Below are 18,320 nucleotides of genomic sequence, written 5' to 3'. Positions count from 1 at the left end.
ATTTTTTATCTTGAATATAAGATAATATACTTTAAGCTTTTGCTACACAGGTGCACGACACCTAGCCTGCTTGCTCTTCTTACATAATTTTCCTGCCTAGTATGCACAATAATCCACGAATTATCCACTTAACCGAGGTTTCGGCGACCGATTTCCCCACTTCCGACAACTACAGGTACAAGTGCCGCGTGCAGATGCTCTCCGATGAGGGACAACCTTTGTTGCAAAAGGATTCCTTTAGCCGCAAGCAACCAAGCTGGTTATTGGATCTGAAAAACAACGGAGACTGCACGATCGCCATTACCCTATGCTACCGGGAAGGAGATATTACTCTGCCCTGGCAGGATGCCGCAACGGTCACATTGGCGACGCAGGATTACCTCAATGGTGAAACCAGCGCCGAGTTAGAATTTCCGATCGCCAACTGGAATCTAGCACCTCAGTTGAAGTTGAAAACTCGCCTTACCCAAAGTACCAGTGACGTAAGTAGCAGCACGCTGACGCTGTTGGGACATTCGGGAAATCGTCGCCTCCACGCGCCAGCAAGTCAGAGCAACGGCCAAAATGAATTCGAGATGCCCGAAGCGGTTCCCCTCACACCGCAAGAGGAAGTAATTGTCAAAGACGTTTGGAACAAGCTGCGGGCGTGGAAAGAATTGCAAATGGAAAAGTTCTTGAAGCGCCTCTTGCTGGAGGCTCCAGAACTAGAGTACATCTTTGGGGATGCCCTCGACACCGTAAGCGACTACTTTTTTGAGTTGCTTGACTGTTGCGTACATCAGCTTCAGCCTTATACCCAGAACGTGATTTCGGAACCTCTGATGGGGGTGCCGGCAGAAAAAGGTGATAGCTTCGATAATGTTCAGGATTACGGAGCGCTGTTTGCCGATATGGGGATGCGTCCTCATCACTGGTTGAAAGCCCGGCAGGTGTGGATGTGGATGTTGCCGTCGATTCCGTACCTAGAAGAGTACGATCGCGAAAATCTAGCAAAAGGAACCCACTCCGCTGTTTACCGATTTTTCAACACCGATGTGATTGTCCCAATGGTAGAGGCGATGCGTCGCTACGAAGAGGCAATGCTTCCAGATGTCAAGCAACGCATGGCGGATTCTTTAACCATCCTCAGACAGAATACGCAGCAGATTGGAGAGGCATTTTTTCAAACTCTATTTGAAAAATACCCGTTCATGCTGCCTATTTTTGGACGGACAAACATGGATTATCTGTCCTTGAACCTGTTTGAGGTATTGGAATTTTTGGTTAACTGCTTCCACGGCGGCAGTAGAGACGAACTAATTCAAGATCTCCGCGTGTATATCTTTAATGAGATTGACACAGACGGGACTGGAACAATCTCTATTGAGGAACTCATCGATTACTCGCGCAAGTCCGGGCTATCCATCCCCATCAGCGAGTTGAACGATCTGTTTGCTCGCGTAGATGTCGATGGTAGTGGCGAGATTGACTTTGATGAATTTGAAGAGTTGATAGTCCAGCAGTTAGGAACCCAGGTGAGTATTGATGATATACCCTCCTGCGCCTATGCTGGTATGGTACAGGTATTGGTGCTCATACTTGAGAAGTATGTGCCAGACTTCACCCCTGAGTTAGGGCACGCATGGCAGACGTTGTTCGATCGCGTTATTAACGTGATGAAGTTGCCCAAGCTGAATGAGGAGCGATTTCTCAAAAAAGCCAAGCAGTATTTGAAGCAGATTGCTACCGAGCAAGAATGGGAACCGGAGGATCAAGCGCGGCGTTGGGTAGAAATCCAAGAGGAAGTGAAAGCCACAGGCACTTACACCCACACCTACGAAGAATTAGCCTATGGGGCACAGTTGTCGTGGCGCAATGCTTCCAAGTGTATTGCTCGAATTCAGTGGAATAATATGGTGGTGCGCGATCGCCGCTATGTCACCAACCCCGACGAGATGTTTCGCGAGTTAGAAGAACACCTGCGATACGCCACGAATGGGGGCAATATTCAAATTACGATGACCGTCTTCCGTCCCAAACAGCCGAAGGAACGCTGGGGCCCACGCGTCTGGAATTCCCAATTGATTCGCTATGCCGCTTACGAGCAACCGAACGGGAGTATTATGGGCGATGGCGCCAACTTTGAGCTCACCGCAGCAATCTTAAAACTCGGCTGGCAACCACCGGAACCACGCACACCCTACGACATCCTCCCCCTAGTGATTGAAGTCCCAGGAATGGAACCGAAATTCTATGAGTTTCATCAAGACGATGTACTGGAAGTGGAAATTGAGCATCCCACAATTCCAGAGTTCAAGTCCCTCGGCTTTCGGTGGTATGCCATCCCAGCCATCAGCAACTTCCGCATGGACATCGGCGGCATTACCTACGCCTGCCTTCCTTTCAATGGCTGGTACATGGGTACCGAGATTATGCGGGATTTCTTGGAAGATTGGCGCTACGACAAAACGGAGGACATCGCCAAAGTTCTCAAGCTGGATACCAGTTCTGAGCAAACGTTGTGGCGCGATCGCGTAGCATTAGAACTCAACATCGCTATCCTATACTCATTCCAAAAAGCTAAAGTTTCGATGGTGGATCACCAGACTGCCTCCAAACAATTCATCGCCCACGACTTGCGCGAAAAGAAAGCAGGGCGCGAGTGTCCGGCAGATTGGGGTTGGGTCGTACCACCCTCTGGAGGGAGTACCTGCCCAGTCTGGCATCACCAGATGCGCGACTTTTACCTAGACCCTGCCTATCACTATGGAGCCGATCGATGGACAGTGGAAGACGGCATTGACCTGGAAAAATTCATCACTACTACCGACGAGGACGACAACAAGCAAGACCGCATCCTGATTCTCTACGCCTCTGAAACAGGTACAGCCGAAGGCTTTGCGCGGAAAGCCTCCCGTCAACTCCAGCGTTACAAAGCGAAAGTGATGGCCCTCGATGAATACAATACCGATACCCTTGCCTCTGAAAAGCTCCTCCTGATCGTCACCTCCACCTTCGGTAATGGCGAAATACCCGGAAACGGCCAAAAATTCCTTCAGTGGTTGAAGAAACAGCCTGCGGGTTCCCTCAGTGGGTTGAGCTATTCCATCCTCGGCATTGGCAGCACCGTTTACGAACACTTCTGTGCTGCGGCAATTTCGGTAGATAAAACACTCGCAAAGGCAGGGGCTAACTGCATTGTGCCGTTGCATAAAGGGGATGAAATTAAGGGACAGGCAGACACCTTCAAACAGTGGCTGGGACTCATCTCCCGCGTTTTAGGTGAGGATGTCACCTCCGCAGATGCCACAACCGCATCCGCCCCAAAACTCAACGTTACCTTCTTAAATGAGGCAGAAGCGGCAACCGTTGCCCCTCTAGCCGTGAGTGGAGATAAAGCCATCGAAGTTCCTGTCGTCGCAAATCAAGAACTGCTCCAAGAGGTGATTCCTGGTAGTCGTTCTACTCGTTATATCATGTTCGATATTTCCGATAGCAATTTGCAATACGAAACCGGCGATCACGTTGCTATTTATCCTTGCAATCCACCAGAATTAGTACAGCGGTTGTGCGATCGCCTTTCAGTCACCCCTAATACCTATTTCACAGCTAGTTACGTAACACCAGATGGCACTCAAATAGAAGACCAACCCCCCATTGCCGTCCCAACAACCGTAGGTCAGGTTTTCTCCGAAGAACTCGATCTAGCTTTGCGGGAACCCTTCAACGAACTGCTTACCTACCTGTACTCCGTAGCCCAAAATCCCCAGGAGAAACATCGCCTAGAAACCTGGCTGGAGATTCTCCGGCAGGTAGACGACAATGCCGACAGCGTTTTGCTCAAGAAAACGATCGCAGACAACTTCATGAGTGTTCTCGATCTATTTGATGAGTTTCCCTCAGCAGAGATTACCCTCGCCACCCTACTAGAGTTGCTGCCGAAGCAAAAGCCACGCCTATACTCGATTTCCTCCTCTCCCTTGCTCCATCCCCAGCACCTACAAATCACCGTTGGCGTGCTGCAAATCAAAACCGACGCAGGCAAAGTCCGTCAAGGACTCTGTTCCAACTACCTAGCTGGACTGGAACCCGGAGCGAAGGTTCGCATTGGTGTCCGTACTTCTAGCTTCCGTCCGCCTAGCGAACTCGATGCACCGATGCTAATGGTGGGACCTGGTACGGGAGTCTCTCCGCTGATTGCTTTCCTTCAGTACCGAGATGCCTTGTTGCAGCAAGGACAACCCTTGGGCGATGCTACCTTATACTTTGGCTGTCGCAATCACAGTGACTTCCTCTATCAGGAGCAGATGCAGACGTGGCAGAATCAAGGTGTACTTTCGGGCCTGGAAGTAGCATTTTCCCGTCTTGGCGACCAAAAGCTGTACGTGCAGAACCTCATGCAGCAAAACTCCCAGGATGTCTGGAAGCTGCTGAGTCATCCTAAGTGTCACTACTACGTTTGTGGGGATGCGAAGATGGCGGATGATGTGTTTGAAGTGATGCTCTCTATTGCCAAAACCGAAGGCGGTTTATCTCACATCGAAGCCGCCGTGTTCTTCGACAATATGAAGCAAGAAAAGCGTTTCACGAGCGATGTTTGGGGCGTGCAGTTGAACTTCAAACAAGCTATCAAACAGGTGCAAAAAGATAACTACTCTAAAGCCGAAGGGTGGCTAATTCGGGTGCAGCAGTCAAGTGACAGTGAAGCACCAGTCAAGGAATTGGCGCAACCGCTAACTGTCTAACATTTGGGACTGTTAGCATTAACAAAAGGAGCTGGAAGCGAGAAGACTTCCAGCTCCTTTTGTTAATTTTGTTTGAATTGATTGATATCAATTCCGGTTGCACCGGAATGATTGTTGACTGTTGACTGTTGACTGTTGACTGCTGCGATCGCTTCTGGATTTGCAAGCGTATATTTCAGGCGATCGCAAATCCGGTATGCTTGCGTACTTCAGGCGAATGAAACGCCAAAACAATGCAGTTTTCAGGAACACCACCCTCCAGTAATTCATCAGTAATGCCGTCTTCCATACCATCATAATGAATCCAGAGTTTACCGTTGCGAATTTCAACGTGAATGAGGCAATAGTGGAGTCGCTTGTGCCCCTCCCAGCCTTCAGTCATCAATAAAAAATCATTTCGGTCTTCGCTGACAATGACTTTGTTATTAATCTCGGCGTAATTGTAGGGTAGGCTGGCATAGTACGACAGGATTTTATAAATCAACTCACGGTATTCATCTAGTTTATCCATCTGGTAACAACCTCCTGAATAGGATCGATAACGATAATTTTCATTGCTCTATCCTCAAGTACGACTTGCACGATATCCTCCTGAAAGAAGCTGGTATAAATCTCTTCAGTAATGGCTAGGTATAGGGCGCGATATGGCTCTCTTTTAGAGAGTATTTTTAAGTACAAACTGTATTGTCCGATCGCATTTTCCCAATCTTTGACTAGAGACTTGCCGACAAAACTTTTGATTTCAACTGCAATTTTTTGTCCCTCGCGTTCGGCTGCTAGTAACTTTTTAGCTCCCAAATCCACAAACACACTGCGCGAACCAAATTGCAGAGTCAGAGGATCGTCTGTAATTATCCACCCATCCTTTTCTAAAGCAGTCCTTATTTGATAATGATAAATGTCTTTTGCCATTTTTTCAACCCTGCACCTTTAAACCTTCTCCTGAACATTCTCACCCAACAAACCGCCCGGCCGGAAAGCCAAAATCACCACCAAAACTCCAAACACCCAAGCATTAGTCCAGCGACTCGACAAATACTGATCGCTCAAAGACGACAACACCCCAATCAAAACCCCTCCTAACATCGCCCCGACAATATTGCCAATCCCCCCCAAAACAGCCGCCGTAAAAGCCCTCAACCCCGCCGTAAAACCCATCGTAAACACGATCGTATTATTGTACAAACCGACCAAAATCCCAGCCGAACCAGCCAAAGCCCCACCAATCAAAAAAGTCAGAGCAATAATCTGATCGACATTAATTCCCATAATTTTAGCAGCATCGCGGCTTTGAGCAGTTGCCCGCATCGCCTTTCCCAGACGAGTGTACTGCACAAACACATGAAGCAAAACCATTAATACCAGAGCCACCACCAACACAATTAAATCTTTTGTAGTAAATACAATACTTGTTTGAATTCCCATAGCTTTGAGAATATCAACTCGCGGCAACAAATCGGGGAAGCTTTTCGGAGCCGCCGAATTAGAACCCATCACCGGAATAAAAGCTTTCAATCCTCCCCAAAATAATCCCAGATTTTGGAAAATAAAAGAAACCCCGATCGCCGAAATTAACGGAGCCAAACGAGGAGCATTTCGCAAAGGACGATAAGCATACTTTTCGACCACAATATTTAGTCCAGCACAAAACACCGAACATACAACCAAAGCGACTAACATCACCGGTATCGCAACACTTAAAGGTGCGCCGTCTTGAATCCCAAAAGCCCCGAAAACAGTCAGCGAAGCAAAAGCACCCAACATATACAAATCGCCGTGAGCAAAATTGATCAGCTCAATAATGCCGTAAACCATCGTGTAACCCAAAGCAATAATTGCAATCAGCGCCCCGTTGACCAAACCCACTAACAACTGTTGAATCAACACTTCTGGGCTGCGGACTATTTCGCCAATAATTTTCGGTAAGTCAAATCCTGCGATCGGGCCTAACAACAAAACTATATACGCTACACCTATATATAAGAGAATACTTTTCCAGTTTTTCATAATTATTGGAATTGGGAATTGGGAATTGGGAATTGGGAATTGGGAATTGGGAATTGGGCATGGGGAAGTTCTACTCGTTCCCAGGCTCTGCCTGGTAACGCAGATCCGGAGGCTCTGCCTCCAATTTTTATACTAGAAAAGCGAGACAATCTTCCTACTAGAAAAGCGAGGCAATTTTCCTGGTATAAGAGCGAGGCAGAGCCTCTAGACATCGGTTCCCAGGCAGAGCCGGGGAACCAGTTAACCAGTCAACTGACAACAGTCAACTGACTAATTATTCAGTCTTAAGTGCACTCACAAATTCCCACTTACCAGCTTTAACAACATTTCCTGACATTGTAGTCAAGCTAGTATCACCATTAGCATCAAAACTCCAATTGCCAAGTACGCCGTTAAAATCTTTAGTTGCCAAAACAGCATCGCGGATAGCCGCGCGGTCATTTTTGCAAACCTTATTAATTGCGCCGATAATCACCTTAGCAGATTCATAAGCATAAGCTGCATAAGCTTCTGGTTCAGCATTATATTTTGCCTTGTAGCTTTCATACCACTTCGCACCAACGCCAGTCAATTCTTTAGGAGGCAAACCACCAAAAGTAGCATAAACTCCTTCAGCATCTTTGCCTCCGGCATCAATTAAAGCTTGTTCTTTAATGCCATCCGGGCCCATGAATTTAACTGCATCAGCAGTCATCCCGACATTTCTCATGTCTTTAATGATTTGTCCAGCATTACTTTGAGTAGTGCCACCAAAGTAAATCATGTCGGGATTTAAAGCTTTGATCTTATTCATTAAAGCTTTGTAATCACTGGCTTTGATATCAATTCCCTCCCGGCCGAGGACTTGAATTTCCAACTTTTTAGCAGTTGCTTCAAAAACGTCAGCAATACCTTTGCCATACAGTTCTTGGTCGTCGAGGATGTAGACTTTTTTAACTCCTAAAGATTTCGCCCAGTTGCCAGCTACAGAGCCTTGGAGGTCGTCTGCGGGGACAACGCGACCGAAATTGCGAGTGCCTGTAGGGTAATAAACGTTGGGTTCTTTCGGCTCACCTTTTCCTGGTTTTGTCAAGCCCGGATAGGTGGTAGCGGGACTCACCATCGCTATATTGGCTTGGTTGAGCACGGGAATTGAAAGTTTGGCGGCACCGGAGTTGTAATGACCGATCGCACCAACTACCGAACCATCCGCTGCTACTTTGTTAGCATTCGATGTGACTTGGCTGGGATCCCATTTGCCAGCCGCAGCAGTCGCGTCATCGAGAATCTCGTATTCGATTTTGATTTTGCCATCGCAGGCTTTAGAGTCGGTTTCGGCAAGGGCTTGTTTGACACCGTTGACCATTGTTTGAGCTTGACCCAAGGCGCTGCCTGTCATGGGGAGCATGGAGACTATTTTGACGGTATTTGGGTCTCCGGGGGTGCTAACGACGATGGGAGAGGCTGCGGGAGAGCTTCCAGGACTGCTGCCGGGGGTTGTGGCGCTTGGTGTTTGGGGACTCTGACAACTGGCGCAGAGAGAGGCTATGCCGGCGGCGAGGAGTAATGTCCGCAGCCCGCCGGTGTTGAGATTTTGTGTTGGGTTGGTTTTTGTGGATGTGGGACTTTTGCCCCCTGATTTTTCTGAAAAGTTCATAGGTTGGTTTGTTTGTTGCTTGCGTCTTAGCATATTTTCACTCTCTAAGTCTGTAAGTCAAGACTTAGCACAAGTTAAAAAAATTTGTCTCAACTGTGAATTTTAGTTGGACTGGCGTATCAGACATTGATGCCATCCCAGAGTTCCTCAATGGGGAATGTTTGTCCCGTTTTGGCTTGGTGGAGGGAGGTTTTCAGATCAGCGAGGATTTGGTCGTTGGAGTCGGTGTCTGAATCAAAATCTGAGTCGAAGTCTGGGGCGATCGCGGTTTGTGTCCGACTGGTCAAAAATTCTAGGAATGTCAGGGTTTGCTCTAAAAGCGATTCAGGAGTTCGTTCGATCGCTTCTAGAAGGCGTTGTTTAATCAGCGACATAAGATGATATCTCAATCTAGCTCTTCTTATTTTATCAGTATGTGGTCAAGAGTTAGCACAAGATGCTCAGATATCGACAAAACGCATTCATTCCTCGTTGACTTAATTAAACAGAAATGGTTTAACAGATAGAATCATACGATCTAACTCTGTTTTGTTGTGTTTGAGAAGATCGTGTCCCCATAATCCATTCGTGTTATTATTGGAACAGTCATTTGCAAGGGCTTCTCCGATATTTTCAAAATTCTTTCTAATATCGCTCCTTAACTTCTCTGGTTCAGATAATACTCCAAGAACAAATACTCTATTTTCTAAATCCTCGGGAATCCGCTCCTTTACATAACTAAACCTATCTTCATAATTTTCATCAAAATCAATCAGCAAGACCATCATTCTTTCTTTCTGGAAATTTTTTCTTCATTTCAGAGGCATGATTTTTTAGGAATTTCTCCACAACTTTTTCCCAACCACCAGCAGGCCGCTCAATCTGAATAGCTCTGGAGTAAAGGTCTAGAAAATTATTAAATCCATTTACGATCTCTTCATTAGCACGGTCTTCTGGCAACACAACAACATGAGACTTGTATGGATTTTGCTTCTCTTTCATAATTCTATGTCGCCGCGAATCAAGGTATCTACAAGATCGCCACTGACAGGTATATCACTGAGCAACCTAACTAAGGTTGGCTCTAAGTGACTTTTTCGATCGAGTACAAAGGTATTTTCATTTGAAAACTTTCTGATTGCTTCTTCATTATGTGAGGTCGCTATAATCTGACCGCTATCCTTAAATGAGCGTCGTAGTGATGTAAGAAAATGTCCAACCTCTGACAGAGAAAGATAGTTATCAGGTTCGTCCCAAAAGCAAAAAAGTGGGCCGTAATACTTGTTAGCAGCTAAGACAACAGCACAAAGAAAAAAGCATTTCTCCCCATCAGATAAGTCTTTAAAGTCAACACTCAGATTGGCATTCTTTTCTTCAAACCGAACAATCATACTTTTAGAGTCTTTCCCGATTTGTTCATTCAGAAAATCCTGAAAGTCAGGCATAACTTCTTGGAGGTATCTGTAAGCCTGTGTGTAGGCAGCAGGGTAGCGACTGAGTAACCCAGAGAACCACTCCCCAAAATTTGAACCGTCTCGTTTTGGCTCCAACGTTTCCCCGTTAGAGTCTCCAGTCATCAGGCTTGGGATCGGGGCTAAAATAATCGTGCGCGCCAGCCAAGTCTTGAAAATACGAAGCGGATCGGTTTCTGATTGTTCTTGAATCACTGGAAGAGCAACGAGATGCCAATCCACCAGAAACTTAGCTTCAGGATTTCGCGGGCTGGTGTAATGAATAGTGACTTGGGCTTCCTTGCGAGAGTAAATTGGATTTCCTGAAATTAACAGTTGCTCTTCAAAAACTCGAAGCTCTCTAAAGTTTTCTGGTAATTCCAATGCCAGAATATATTTGTATAATTTATTGTCAAGTAATACTTCTATCTCAAATCGAATTGGAACATCAGACCTGCCTCGATTGAAATCTTTCGGGTCGATAAGACCAAGATGATTTTTATCAAAATCACGCATTCTGTTAATGCCTCGACCGATGTGTTGAAGGATTTCCAATACAACGCGGATGGTTGATTTACCTGCACCATTTTTCCCAATTAAAAGGGAGGATGGCATCTCTTTGAGAATCAGTTCAAAGTTCTCCAGGCATCTGAAGTTATGTACGTATAGTCTTTGGAGCATAGAAAAACGACTCCGAGGAGTGAAAAGTTAAAAAAATGGTCAGCTTACTTAACCAATATACAATATTTCCACTTCACAACACCTAAATAGGTTGTGGTAAATGTAGGCGAGTCACCCCGTACCTACGCCGGATGAAGCGACGCAACTGATCGGGGGATTGCCCCTACAAGATTATGCGGAAAATATGAACGGGCGATCGCCATTTCAGGTGTGATTTAACTCACATTGTCACAACTACAATCCCCAAATATCAACTAGACTGCGCCATCAAATCCGAATCCTTTTTTTCCTTAGACCGATCGACACTAAAGTCTTCATAGTACGATCGCTCAGTATTCACATCCCACAAATCGTGCTTTTCCCCAAGCAGATTTCTCACCGCCAGCATCCCCGTCAGCATAGAATGGTCTTGGTTGTTGTATCGGTGCATACCATTTCGCCCGATCGTCTGCAAATTCTCAATCCCAGTCAAAAAACCTTCCAAAACCCGCAAATGTCCGCGATATTCGGCATCGTAAACAGGATAAGCCTTCGGCTGCCTCAGCACCACCCCATCCTCAACATCCGCAGCTTTTGCCAAACCCAACTCAACCAACTCGCGAGTTGCTAACTCCACAAGTTCAGCATCCGACATTACCCAAAGTTCCTCGCCTTCATTGCAAAAATACTCCATTCCCAAACAAGTTTTGCTCGCATCGGGAACCAATGCAGCACTCCAATTCTTAAAATTCTGAATCCGTCCGACTTTCACTTCGGGAGAATGAATGTAAATCCAGTTGTCAGGAAACAAACTTGGGCGATCGACAATCAGCGATACAATCAAAAAATCTCGATATTTTAGCGATCGCGCCGCGTGCAACACTGGCTCAGGCGGCTGCGGTTTCATCCGTGCTACCAGCGCCGATATCGGCATACTTGTAATGAAATTATCCGCCGAATATTCAACTATTTCTCCGTTATGTTCAGCAGTAATAGTTTTAATTTTATTACCTTCACGCTCAAAGCTAATCACCTTAGTATCGAGATAAACTTTGCCGTCTTTATCTTCCACAGCTTCGGCGAACTTTTCCCACATCATCCCCGGCCCCAAAGCCGGATAGTCAAACTCTTTGATTAAAGTTTTAGTATCGTTACTGCCAAACAAAGCATTAATTATCGCTGTTGTCAGCGACAATCCTTTAATCCGTTGCGCCGCCCAATCCGCTTGAATTTCCGAACAGGGAATTCCCCAAACTTTTTCTGTATAAGTCTTAAAAAATGTTTTGTACAAGCGATCGCCAAAACGATTGATTACCCACTGTTCAAAAGTTTCTTCTTTGGGAAGCGGCCAGAGTCTAACTCTCAGATAGCTCAAAATAATTAGCGCACTCTCAATTATCCCCAAATTAAACAGAGTATTGAAGGCCCCGATCGGATAGTTAAAAAATTTACCTCTATAAAAAATTCGCGACAAGCGCGGCACTTTAATAAACTCATTTCCCAGTACCTCTTGCCACAACTGCTGCACCGCTGCAACTTTAGTATAAAATCGGTGGCCGCCAATGTCGAAACGATAGCCTTTGTAGCTTTCGGTGCGGGCCAACCCGCCAACTTTATCCCCTTTTTCGAGTACAACAGGGACGATCCCTTGCTTGACTAGCTCGTAAGCAGCCGTCAAACCCGCAGGCCCAGCACCGACGATCGCCACAGGATAATGTTTCACTCAGCCTACCTCCAGCCTTTTTATTGCACTATACAATTATTTATAACTTCTAAAATTAATATATGCACCAGTGAATACCCTGATAAAATATCGATCGGCTGGAAGTTGAAGGACAATTTGCCTTGATTTATTGAGCGGATACTGGCAACCTAACTTTGCCAGTCAACAGCTTTTTTTGGGATAAGTGACGACCCGTGCCGATCGCAAATGCCAGTCCGCTGTAAAAATAGAAAAGCCAGTGCCAAGGAATGGTTTTCAGCGCAAATAAGATACCGTGTTTTTGCTGAAAAAATCGATAAAGCTCTGAATTAATTGCTACTAAGGGTATTGCCAGCAACCCAGCCAATAGCAGAAAGTTCAGCGACCAGCACGTCCCCACCACTGCCAGCAGCATGGCATAAGTTAAAACTACACTAATTCGGTTCGATACTTGCAAGTTGAGGTCATTATTCAATTTGCGATCGCGCCAAATCAGTTCAGTCCAAGGCAGCGCTCGGTAAAAAAAGTCAGCCTTCACCATCCCCACCGCTTCCCAGCGCTTTAAATGCTTGACTTGCAATGTTTTGCACAATCGAATTTTATAACCGGCTTGTTTCAAACGGTAGCCCAGCTCAATATCCTCGATCGAAGCTTGGCGGTAACTCTCATTAAAGCCACCCATCTGCAAAAAAATTTCCCGGCGAATCACTCCGCAAGCGCCCCAAAAAGTCGAAGCTTCTTCATTACCTGTTTGGTGCACGTAGTGGTGGAGCAAGTTCCTGTACTGCGATAAAAAATCGGGATCTCCAGGAGCATCGTCATAGGAACCGATCAAAGCAGCTAAGTAGGGATTATTTTTGAACACCGATTTGACATAACCCACAGCCTCAGGACAAACAGCGACATCAGCATCCACAAAAAACAGAATATCTCCCTTCGCAGCTTGCGCTCCCAAATTTCTCGCTCGGGCGGGGCCGCCGCATTCGGGAATTCTGATGACTTTGGCGCCGAATTCCTTGGCCAGACGCCAAGAACCGTCGCTTTCCCCATCTGCTACTACAATAATCTCGATCGGCTTCGGTCTAGCTTGAGCCAGCTTTGACAAACAGGTGCGGAAGTAAGCTCCCCCATTGTGGACTGGGATAATTACGGATACAGTCGGTTCGTTAGTATAAATCATTACCGAGTTTGTTTTGAATTGCATGGAAAACCAATGATTGAATTTCAATGCTCCTACTTTACGAAAAGTAAAATCAGCTCTACATTTTTGTTTATAACCCGATTTCTGTTTATCTTCAACTAATTTTTTTGCTGGCAATGTAGGCTGCATTGATCCCCATTCATGCCTGTATTCTAAGCCACATCTGGCTGAGACTCACCTGATGAAGACAACAGCTTTACGAAATCTTTATATATATCATTGTTTTTGTAAACCTTCTAAAAAGCCCCACCAGCCATTGTGTTTCAGAGTATTCCACCGCACAAGAATTTGATTTTTTTTGACCGTAACAAGTATAAAAAGCAACATATGATATACTGAGACTCTCCGGCGATCGCGAGTTGCCCAGTACAGTTGATTTTATATATGCGATCGGCGAGTCACTCCTGCACCAAGTCTGTATCCAGACTGCTATGTCAATGCACATTTGATGAGTTTTGGCAATATATTTCAAATATACGCCTGCAAATTTTCGACGGTGTGCGATCGACCTTACCACTTTGTTAAGATACCATTAAATCGGTGCCTGAGAGTCAAAAATTTTACATAAAAAAGTTTTTATATCGCATGAACAACACCAAACACAATTTAAATCAGCCATTAATTTCAGTAATTATACCGGCTTACAATGCTGAGGAATTTATTGCCCAAACAATCGAGTCTGTGCTATCTCAAACTTATCAGAATATAGAGATTTTAGTTGTGGACGACGGCTCTACAGACACAACCGCTGAAATCATCAAATCTTTTGCTCAAAAAGATAGCCGAATCATCTTATTGCAGCAATCAAATGCCGGAGTCGCCACCGCTCGCAACCTAGCCTATTTACACTCAAAAGGCGAACATATTGCTCCGATCGACGCTGACGATATTTGGTACCCGCAAAACCTGGAAAAACAAGTTGAATGCCTGACAAAATCGGAATCTTTTGTTGGAGTTATTTATTCCTGGTCATTGGATATTAACGAAGAAGGTTTGCTGACAGGTGGATTTTACAACTCAACGATCGAAGGATCGGTTCACGATGCCTTAGTTTATAAATATTTTATCGGCAATGCCAGTTCATCTCTAATCCGTCGCGCTTGCTTTGAAAAAGTCGGAGGCTACAACTGCAAATTCAAACTAGAAAACGCTCAAGGTTGCGAAGACTGGGAATTGCACCTCCGCATCGCCCAATACTATCAATTTAAAGTAGTACCTGAGTATTTAGTCGGCTACCGACAGATTGCCAGCAGTATGTCTTGCAACTATGCCGCAATGGCAAAAGGCCATACTTTGATTTTGGCAGATGTCCGGCGGTATCACTCGAAAGTTCCCGAGAAAGTTTACTGCTGGTCTAGCAGTAATTTTTACATTTATCTAGCTGTCAAAAGCAACCGCAACGGCAATTACCGGAGTACATTGTTTTGGCTATATCGAGCTTTAAAAGAAGATTTTGTGATGACTTTGCTGCGTCATAATTTGTATTTGTTGTCAATAGAAAGTTTGGTAAAAATGATATTAGGATCGAGAAGTGAATCGGGATTGGAGTTGAAGCAAACATCGGATTCAAGTGCCGGGACGACAATTGCTGCGATCGAAAAGCGAATGAATATTCACAGAATGTTGCCGTCGCAGGTGTATGAAAGAATGCGGTTGAAGAGTTTGGGAAATCGAGCAGTATAATAATATCACTCTGTGAACAGATACGTAGAGACTGTACATCAAATTTGTCCGTAATCATGTCTTACTCAAAATCTGTCAAAAAGCACGCTCTCCTCGGAGTCCGGCCGGGGTTTAAACCCCTGCCTCAAGGCGAAAGTCGGTTAAAAAACGACTCAAAAACCAGATCGAAATCAGGTTAACTCCAGTCCTCTAAAAGAGGACTTTCGCTATGAGACAGGGGTTGAAAACCCCTGTCGTACTGCGAGAATCGCGGTGAAATTCTCTGACTCACAACAGTTAAATCTGTTCGATCGAGCTATAATCTAAGCGTGAGAAGCTGTAGGAGTTTTAGCTTTCGGCTGCTTACCATCCGGCGAAATAGATTCACCTTCAATAAACGATCGCAACATCCAAGCCATTTGCTCGTGCTGTTCCATCAAACCAGTCAAAAAATCTGCGGTTCCATCATCCTTAAACTCTTCACCGCACTGTTCGACGTGTTGGCGGAGATTGCGAATAATCAGTTCATGGTCATCAACTAAACGTGATACCATTTCCGTAGCCAAAGGCAAGTCGCCGATATGTTCTTTAATCGAACCATACTTCAGAAAACCCTCAGCAGTACCAATTGGGTAGCCACCTAAAGTTCTCACCCGTTCGGCCATAGCATCGATATTTACTGTTAACGCCTGGTAGTGTTCTTCCCACAACTGGTGGAGCGATCGAAACTGCGGGCCCACTACATCCCAGTGATACTTTTTGGTTTTGATTAACAGCAGATAAGCATCTGACAGGTCGTGATTCAACAGTTCGATAACGCCTGCACGTTGCTCCTCAGATAGACCTATGTTTAACTTACGCATTGCAACTGCTTCCTTCAACTCTTAGTTTTCATCTATTACAACAAATTTCCTCCGTCAAGTACATCAACCCAAAGGACGATCGCACTTTAGTAAAATATCTCCATCTCAGGTTAGAGTAATCACAATATAGATACCCTTAGATAGATGCAATGAAACTTTTTGTTCCGGGTCGCCTTTGTTTGTTTGGCGAACACAGCGATTGGGCCGCCAGTTATCGCCCGCACAATCCCGCTATAGAAAAAGGCTGTACTCTGATAGCCAGTACAAATCAAGGAATTTATGCCGAAGTCAAAAAACATCCGACACACTTGATTTTGCGGGCAGCTTTAAATGATGGCACAAAAATTGAAACTGCACTCCCGATGGCAAAAAATGCTCTGCTTGCTGAGGCCCAAACAGGAACTTTTTTCAGTTATGCAGCCGGTGTTGCCGCTCAATTTCTCTCGCACGGCTACGCGGGAGGAGTAGAAATTGACAATTATTTAACTGATTTGCCAATTCAGAAAGGCTTGTCTTCAAGTGCCGCAATTTGCGTGTTAGTAGCCCGCGCTTTCAATCGCTTATACGATTTAAAAATGAACGTCCGCGACGAAATGGAAATGGCTTATTTAGGCGAAATTGCCACACCTTCGCGCTGCGGCCGCATGGATCAGGGTTGTGCCTATGGAAATCGACCAATTTTGATGTTTTTTGACGGCGATCAAATGGATGTTGTTGAGCTAAAAGTTGCCAAAGATTTGTTTTTTGTCATCGTAGATTTGGGCGCTAGCAAAAACACTCAACAAATTCTGGCAAGTCTGAATCAGGCTTATCCCTTTGCTGTGACTGAAGTTCAAGCAAACGTGCAGAAACATCTCGGCGCGATTAGTTCTAAAATTACGCAAGATGCGGCCGCAGCTTTACAGCAGGGAGATGCGGTTAAACTCGGCGAGTTGATGAAAGTTGCTCAGAGGGAATTTGATAGGTATTTAATCCCCGCTTGTCCAGGGGAATTGACGGCTCCAGTTTTGCACGAACTCCTGAATTGTCAACCGATTCAGCCTTATATTTTGGGCGGTAAGGGAGTTGGTTCTCAGGGAGACGGCACGGCGCAATTTATCGTGAAAGATTATGAAAGTCAACAGCAAGTTATCGAGATTATTTCACGGAATTTTCCTCAGATGGAATGTGTGAAACTTACTATTAGTTCTCAGACCCATTTGCAGCCTGAAACAGAATTTAATGCAGCAACAACCCCAGAAATATACAGGCGGGACGCCTGTTCCACGCAGATAGAAGAAAGAAAAGATGCAGAAACCCCAGAAATATACAGGCGGGACGCCTGTTCCACGCAGATAGAAGAAAGAAAAGATGCAGGAAAAGCTTCCCGACTGCAAGTCAGAAAAGCCGTGATTCCAGCCGCTGGTTTCGGCACTCGGATGTTTCCGGCTACTAAGGCAGTGAAGAAGGAATTCTTACCAATTATCGATCGCACTGGCCGCGCTAAACCGATAATTTTGGCAATTGTGGAAGAAGCTTTGAGTGCGGGAATCGAGGAAGTTGGTATAGTTGTCCAAAAGGGCGATCGCACTTTTTTTGAAGATTTCTTTAAAACTGGGCCGTCTCCCGAACTTTTCCAAAAACTGTCTCAGCAAAATCAGGATTATAGCCAATATTTACAAGAGTTGGGACAGCGCGTTACAATTCTCACTCAGGATGTCCAGGAAGGATTCGGCCACGCGGTATTTTGTGCTAAGGAATGGGTGAACAACGAGCCATTTCTCCTGCTTTTGGGCGATCACATTTACTCGTCGCAAACTGAAATTTCTTGTGCGCGCCAACTATTGGATATTTACTCGCAAGTGCAGCACATCGTCATTGGTTTGAGGGTAACACCATCTGATGTAATTCATCACTACGGCTGTGCGGCGGGAGTTTGGCAGGAACAAGATGCTATTTTGTCGGTGACGCAAGTTTACGAAAAGCCGGATATCGAGTATGCGCGGCAGCATTTAAGCGTAGAAGGCTTGGCAGAGGATTTATTCTTATCAATGTTTGGGATGTATGTCCTCGATCCTAAAATCTTTGATTGTTTGGCAGAACATATTAATAGCAATTTTCGAGAAAGAGGCGAATTTCAGTTAACGTCGTGTTTGGATAAGTTGCGGGAGTTCGAGGGAATGGCTGGTTATGTGGTGCGAGGGCGGTGTTTTGACACGGGATTGCCGGATGTTTACCGGCAGACTCTGATTGATTTTCCCATATCTCGGGGGGCGATCGGCTAATCAGCTTTCAAATTAGAGTTTTTCCCAGCATTCGCCTTTAGGTACGTAGTTGCGCTTCAGCGCTCTTATATATATATAGGGCTTGCTGAAAAATCAATCACATATTGCGTGGCATAGGTTTAGATGGCGCGAGGGAGAAAAAAGTGCAAGATAAACAGGTAATATAGATCA

At 45.3% G+C, this 18,320-nt stretch carries 15 protein-coding genes; 4 read left to right on the top strand and 11 right to left on the bottom strand.

Features of this window, described 5'->3' with window-relative positions:
- The first annotated feature begins 101 nt into the window (after positions 1-101).
- Positions 102-4,724: a nitric oxide synthase oxygenase gene (locus JGK14_RS13070; protein ID WP_293181694.1), complete on the top strand. Its 4,623-nt coding sequence runs from the start codon at positions 102-104 to the stop codon at positions 4,722-4,724.
- A 175-nt stretch (positions 4,725-4,899) separates the two neighbouring features.
- Here the strand turns inward: JGK14_RS13070 and JGK14_RS13065 are convergent, their stop codons facing one another.
- The 3 genes from JGK14_RS13065 to JGK14_RS13055 are packed head-to-tail and all read right to left on the bottom strand — an operon-like array spanning position 4,900 to position 6,731.
- On the bottom strand, positions 4,900-5,235 hold the full coding sequence (locus JGK14_RS13065; RefSeq protein ID WP_293181693.1) for a XisI protein: 336 nt from the start codon (positions 5,233-5,235) through the stop codon (positions 4,900-4,902).
- Complete coding sequence (locus tag JGK14_RS13060) at positions 5,223-5,636, bottom strand: element excision factor XisH family protein (protein ID WP_293181692.1); 414 nt, start codon at positions 5,634-5,636, stop codon at positions 5,223-5,225. Before JGK14_RS13060 ends, JGK14_RS13065 begins: the two co-directional genes overlap by 13 nt.
- An 18-nt stretch (positions 5,637-5,654) precedes the next feature.
- Positions 5,655-6,731 (bottom strand): branched-chain amino acid ABC transporter permease, encoded by a 1,077-nt coding sequence (locus JGK14_RS13055; RefSeq protein WP_293181691.1) that lies wholly within the window; start codon positions 6,729-6,731, stop codon positions 5,655-5,657.
- Positions 6,732-6,749: 18 nt separating this feature from the next.
- Between JGK14_RS13055 and JGK14_RS13050 the strand changes: the two genes are divergently transcribed.
- Positions 6,750-7,001, top strand: a complete 252-nt coding sequence (locus JGK14_RS13050; RefSeq protein ID WP_293181689.1) for a hypothetical protein — start codon at positions 6,750-6,752, stop codon at positions 6,999-7,001.
- Between the two features lie 4 nt (positions 7,002-7,005).
- Here JGK14_RS13050 and JGK14_RS13045 read toward each other — a convergent pair whose 3' ends face one another.
- From JGK14_RS13045 to JGK14_RS13015, 7 genes are all read right to left on the bottom strand, one after another.
- Positions 7,006-8,367 carry a branched-chain amino acid ABC transporter substrate-binding protein gene (locus JGK14_RS13045; RefSeq protein ID WP_293181687.1) on the bottom strand — a complete coding sequence of 454 codons (1,362 nt, stop codon included), beginning with the start codon at positions 8,365-8,367 and terminating at the stop codon, positions 7,006-7,008.
- A 119-nt stretch (positions 8,368-8,486) separates the two neighbouring features.
- Positions 8,487-8,741 (bottom strand): hypothetical protein, encoded by a 255-nt coding sequence (locus JGK14_RS13040; RefSeq protein ID WP_293181685.1) that lies wholly within the window; start codon positions 8,739-8,741, stop codon positions 8,487-8,489.
- A gap of 102 nt (positions 8,742-8,843) precedes the next feature.
- Entirely contained in the window at positions 8,844-9,134 is a 291-nt protein-coding gene (locus JGK14_RS13035) for a hypothetical protein (RefSeq protein ID WP_293181683.1), read from the bottom strand.
- On the bottom strand, positions 9,115-9,348 hold the full coding sequence (locus JGK14_RS13030) for a hypothetical protein (RefSeq protein ID WP_293181681.1): 234 nt from the start codon (positions 9,346-9,348) through the stop codon (positions 9,115-9,117). Before JGK14_RS13030 ends, JGK14_RS13035 begins: the two co-directional genes overlap by 20 nt.
- Positions 9,345-10,478: an AAA family ATPase gene (locus tag JGK14_RS13025; protein ID WP_293181679.1), complete on the bottom strand. Its 1,134-nt coding sequence runs from the start codon at positions 10,476-10,478 to the stop codon at positions 9,345-9,347. Before JGK14_RS13025 ends, JGK14_RS13030 begins: the two co-directional genes overlap by 4 nt.
- Before the next feature lie 250 nt (positions 10,479-10,728).
- Positions 10,729-12,180, bottom strand: a complete 1,452-nt coding sequence (locus JGK14_RS13020; RefSeq protein WP_293224116.1) for an NAD(P)/FAD-dependent oxidoreductase — start codon at positions 12,178-12,180, stop codon at positions 10,729-10,731.
- A 127-nt stretch (positions 12,181-12,307) separates the two neighbouring features.
- The gene (locus JGK14_RS13015; protein WP_293218812.1) at positions 12,308-13,339 is read right to left on the bottom strand and encodes a glycosyltransferase family 2 protein; all 1,032 of its coding nucleotides are present in this window, start codon (positions 13,337-13,339) and stop codon (positions 12,308-12,310) included.
- A gap of 606 nt (positions 13,340-13,945) precedes the next feature.
- Between JGK14_RS13015 and JGK14_RS13010 the strand changes: the two genes are divergently transcribed.
- Positions 13,946-15,043: a glycosyltransferase family 2 protein gene (locus JGK14_RS13010; protein ID WP_293324260.1), complete on the top strand. Its 1,098-nt coding sequence runs from the start codon at positions 13,946-13,948 to the stop codon at positions 15,041-15,043.
- A gap of 302 nt (positions 15,044-15,345) precedes the next feature.
- On the opposite strand, the gene JGK14_RS13005 is transcribed toward JGK14_RS13010, so the two are convergent.
- Entirely contained in the window at positions 15,346-15,885 is a 540-nt protein-coding gene (locus JGK14_RS13005; RefSeq protein ID WP_293190838.1) for a Dps family protein, read from the bottom strand.
- Positions 15,886-16,034: 149 nt separating this feature from the next.
- Here JGK14_RS13005 and JGK14_RS13000 point away from each other — a divergent pair, with 149 nt between their 5' ends.
- Entirely contained in the window at positions 16,035-18,149 is a 2,115-nt protein-coding gene (locus tag JGK14_RS13000) for a sugar phosphate nucleotidyltransferase (RefSeq protein ID WP_325315152.1), read from the top strand.
- Positions 18,150-18,320 lie beyond the last annotated feature (171 nt).

The organism is Microcoleus sp. PH2017_28_MFU_U_A (genome assembly GCF_020738035.1).
In the GTDB taxonomy this organism is placed as follows: Bacteria; Cyanobacteriota; Cyanobacteriia; order Cyanobacteriales; family Microcoleaceae; genus Microcoleus.
Note: the sequence above shows the minus strand (reverse complement) of the source record. Positions and strands in the feature narration are given on the sequence as shown.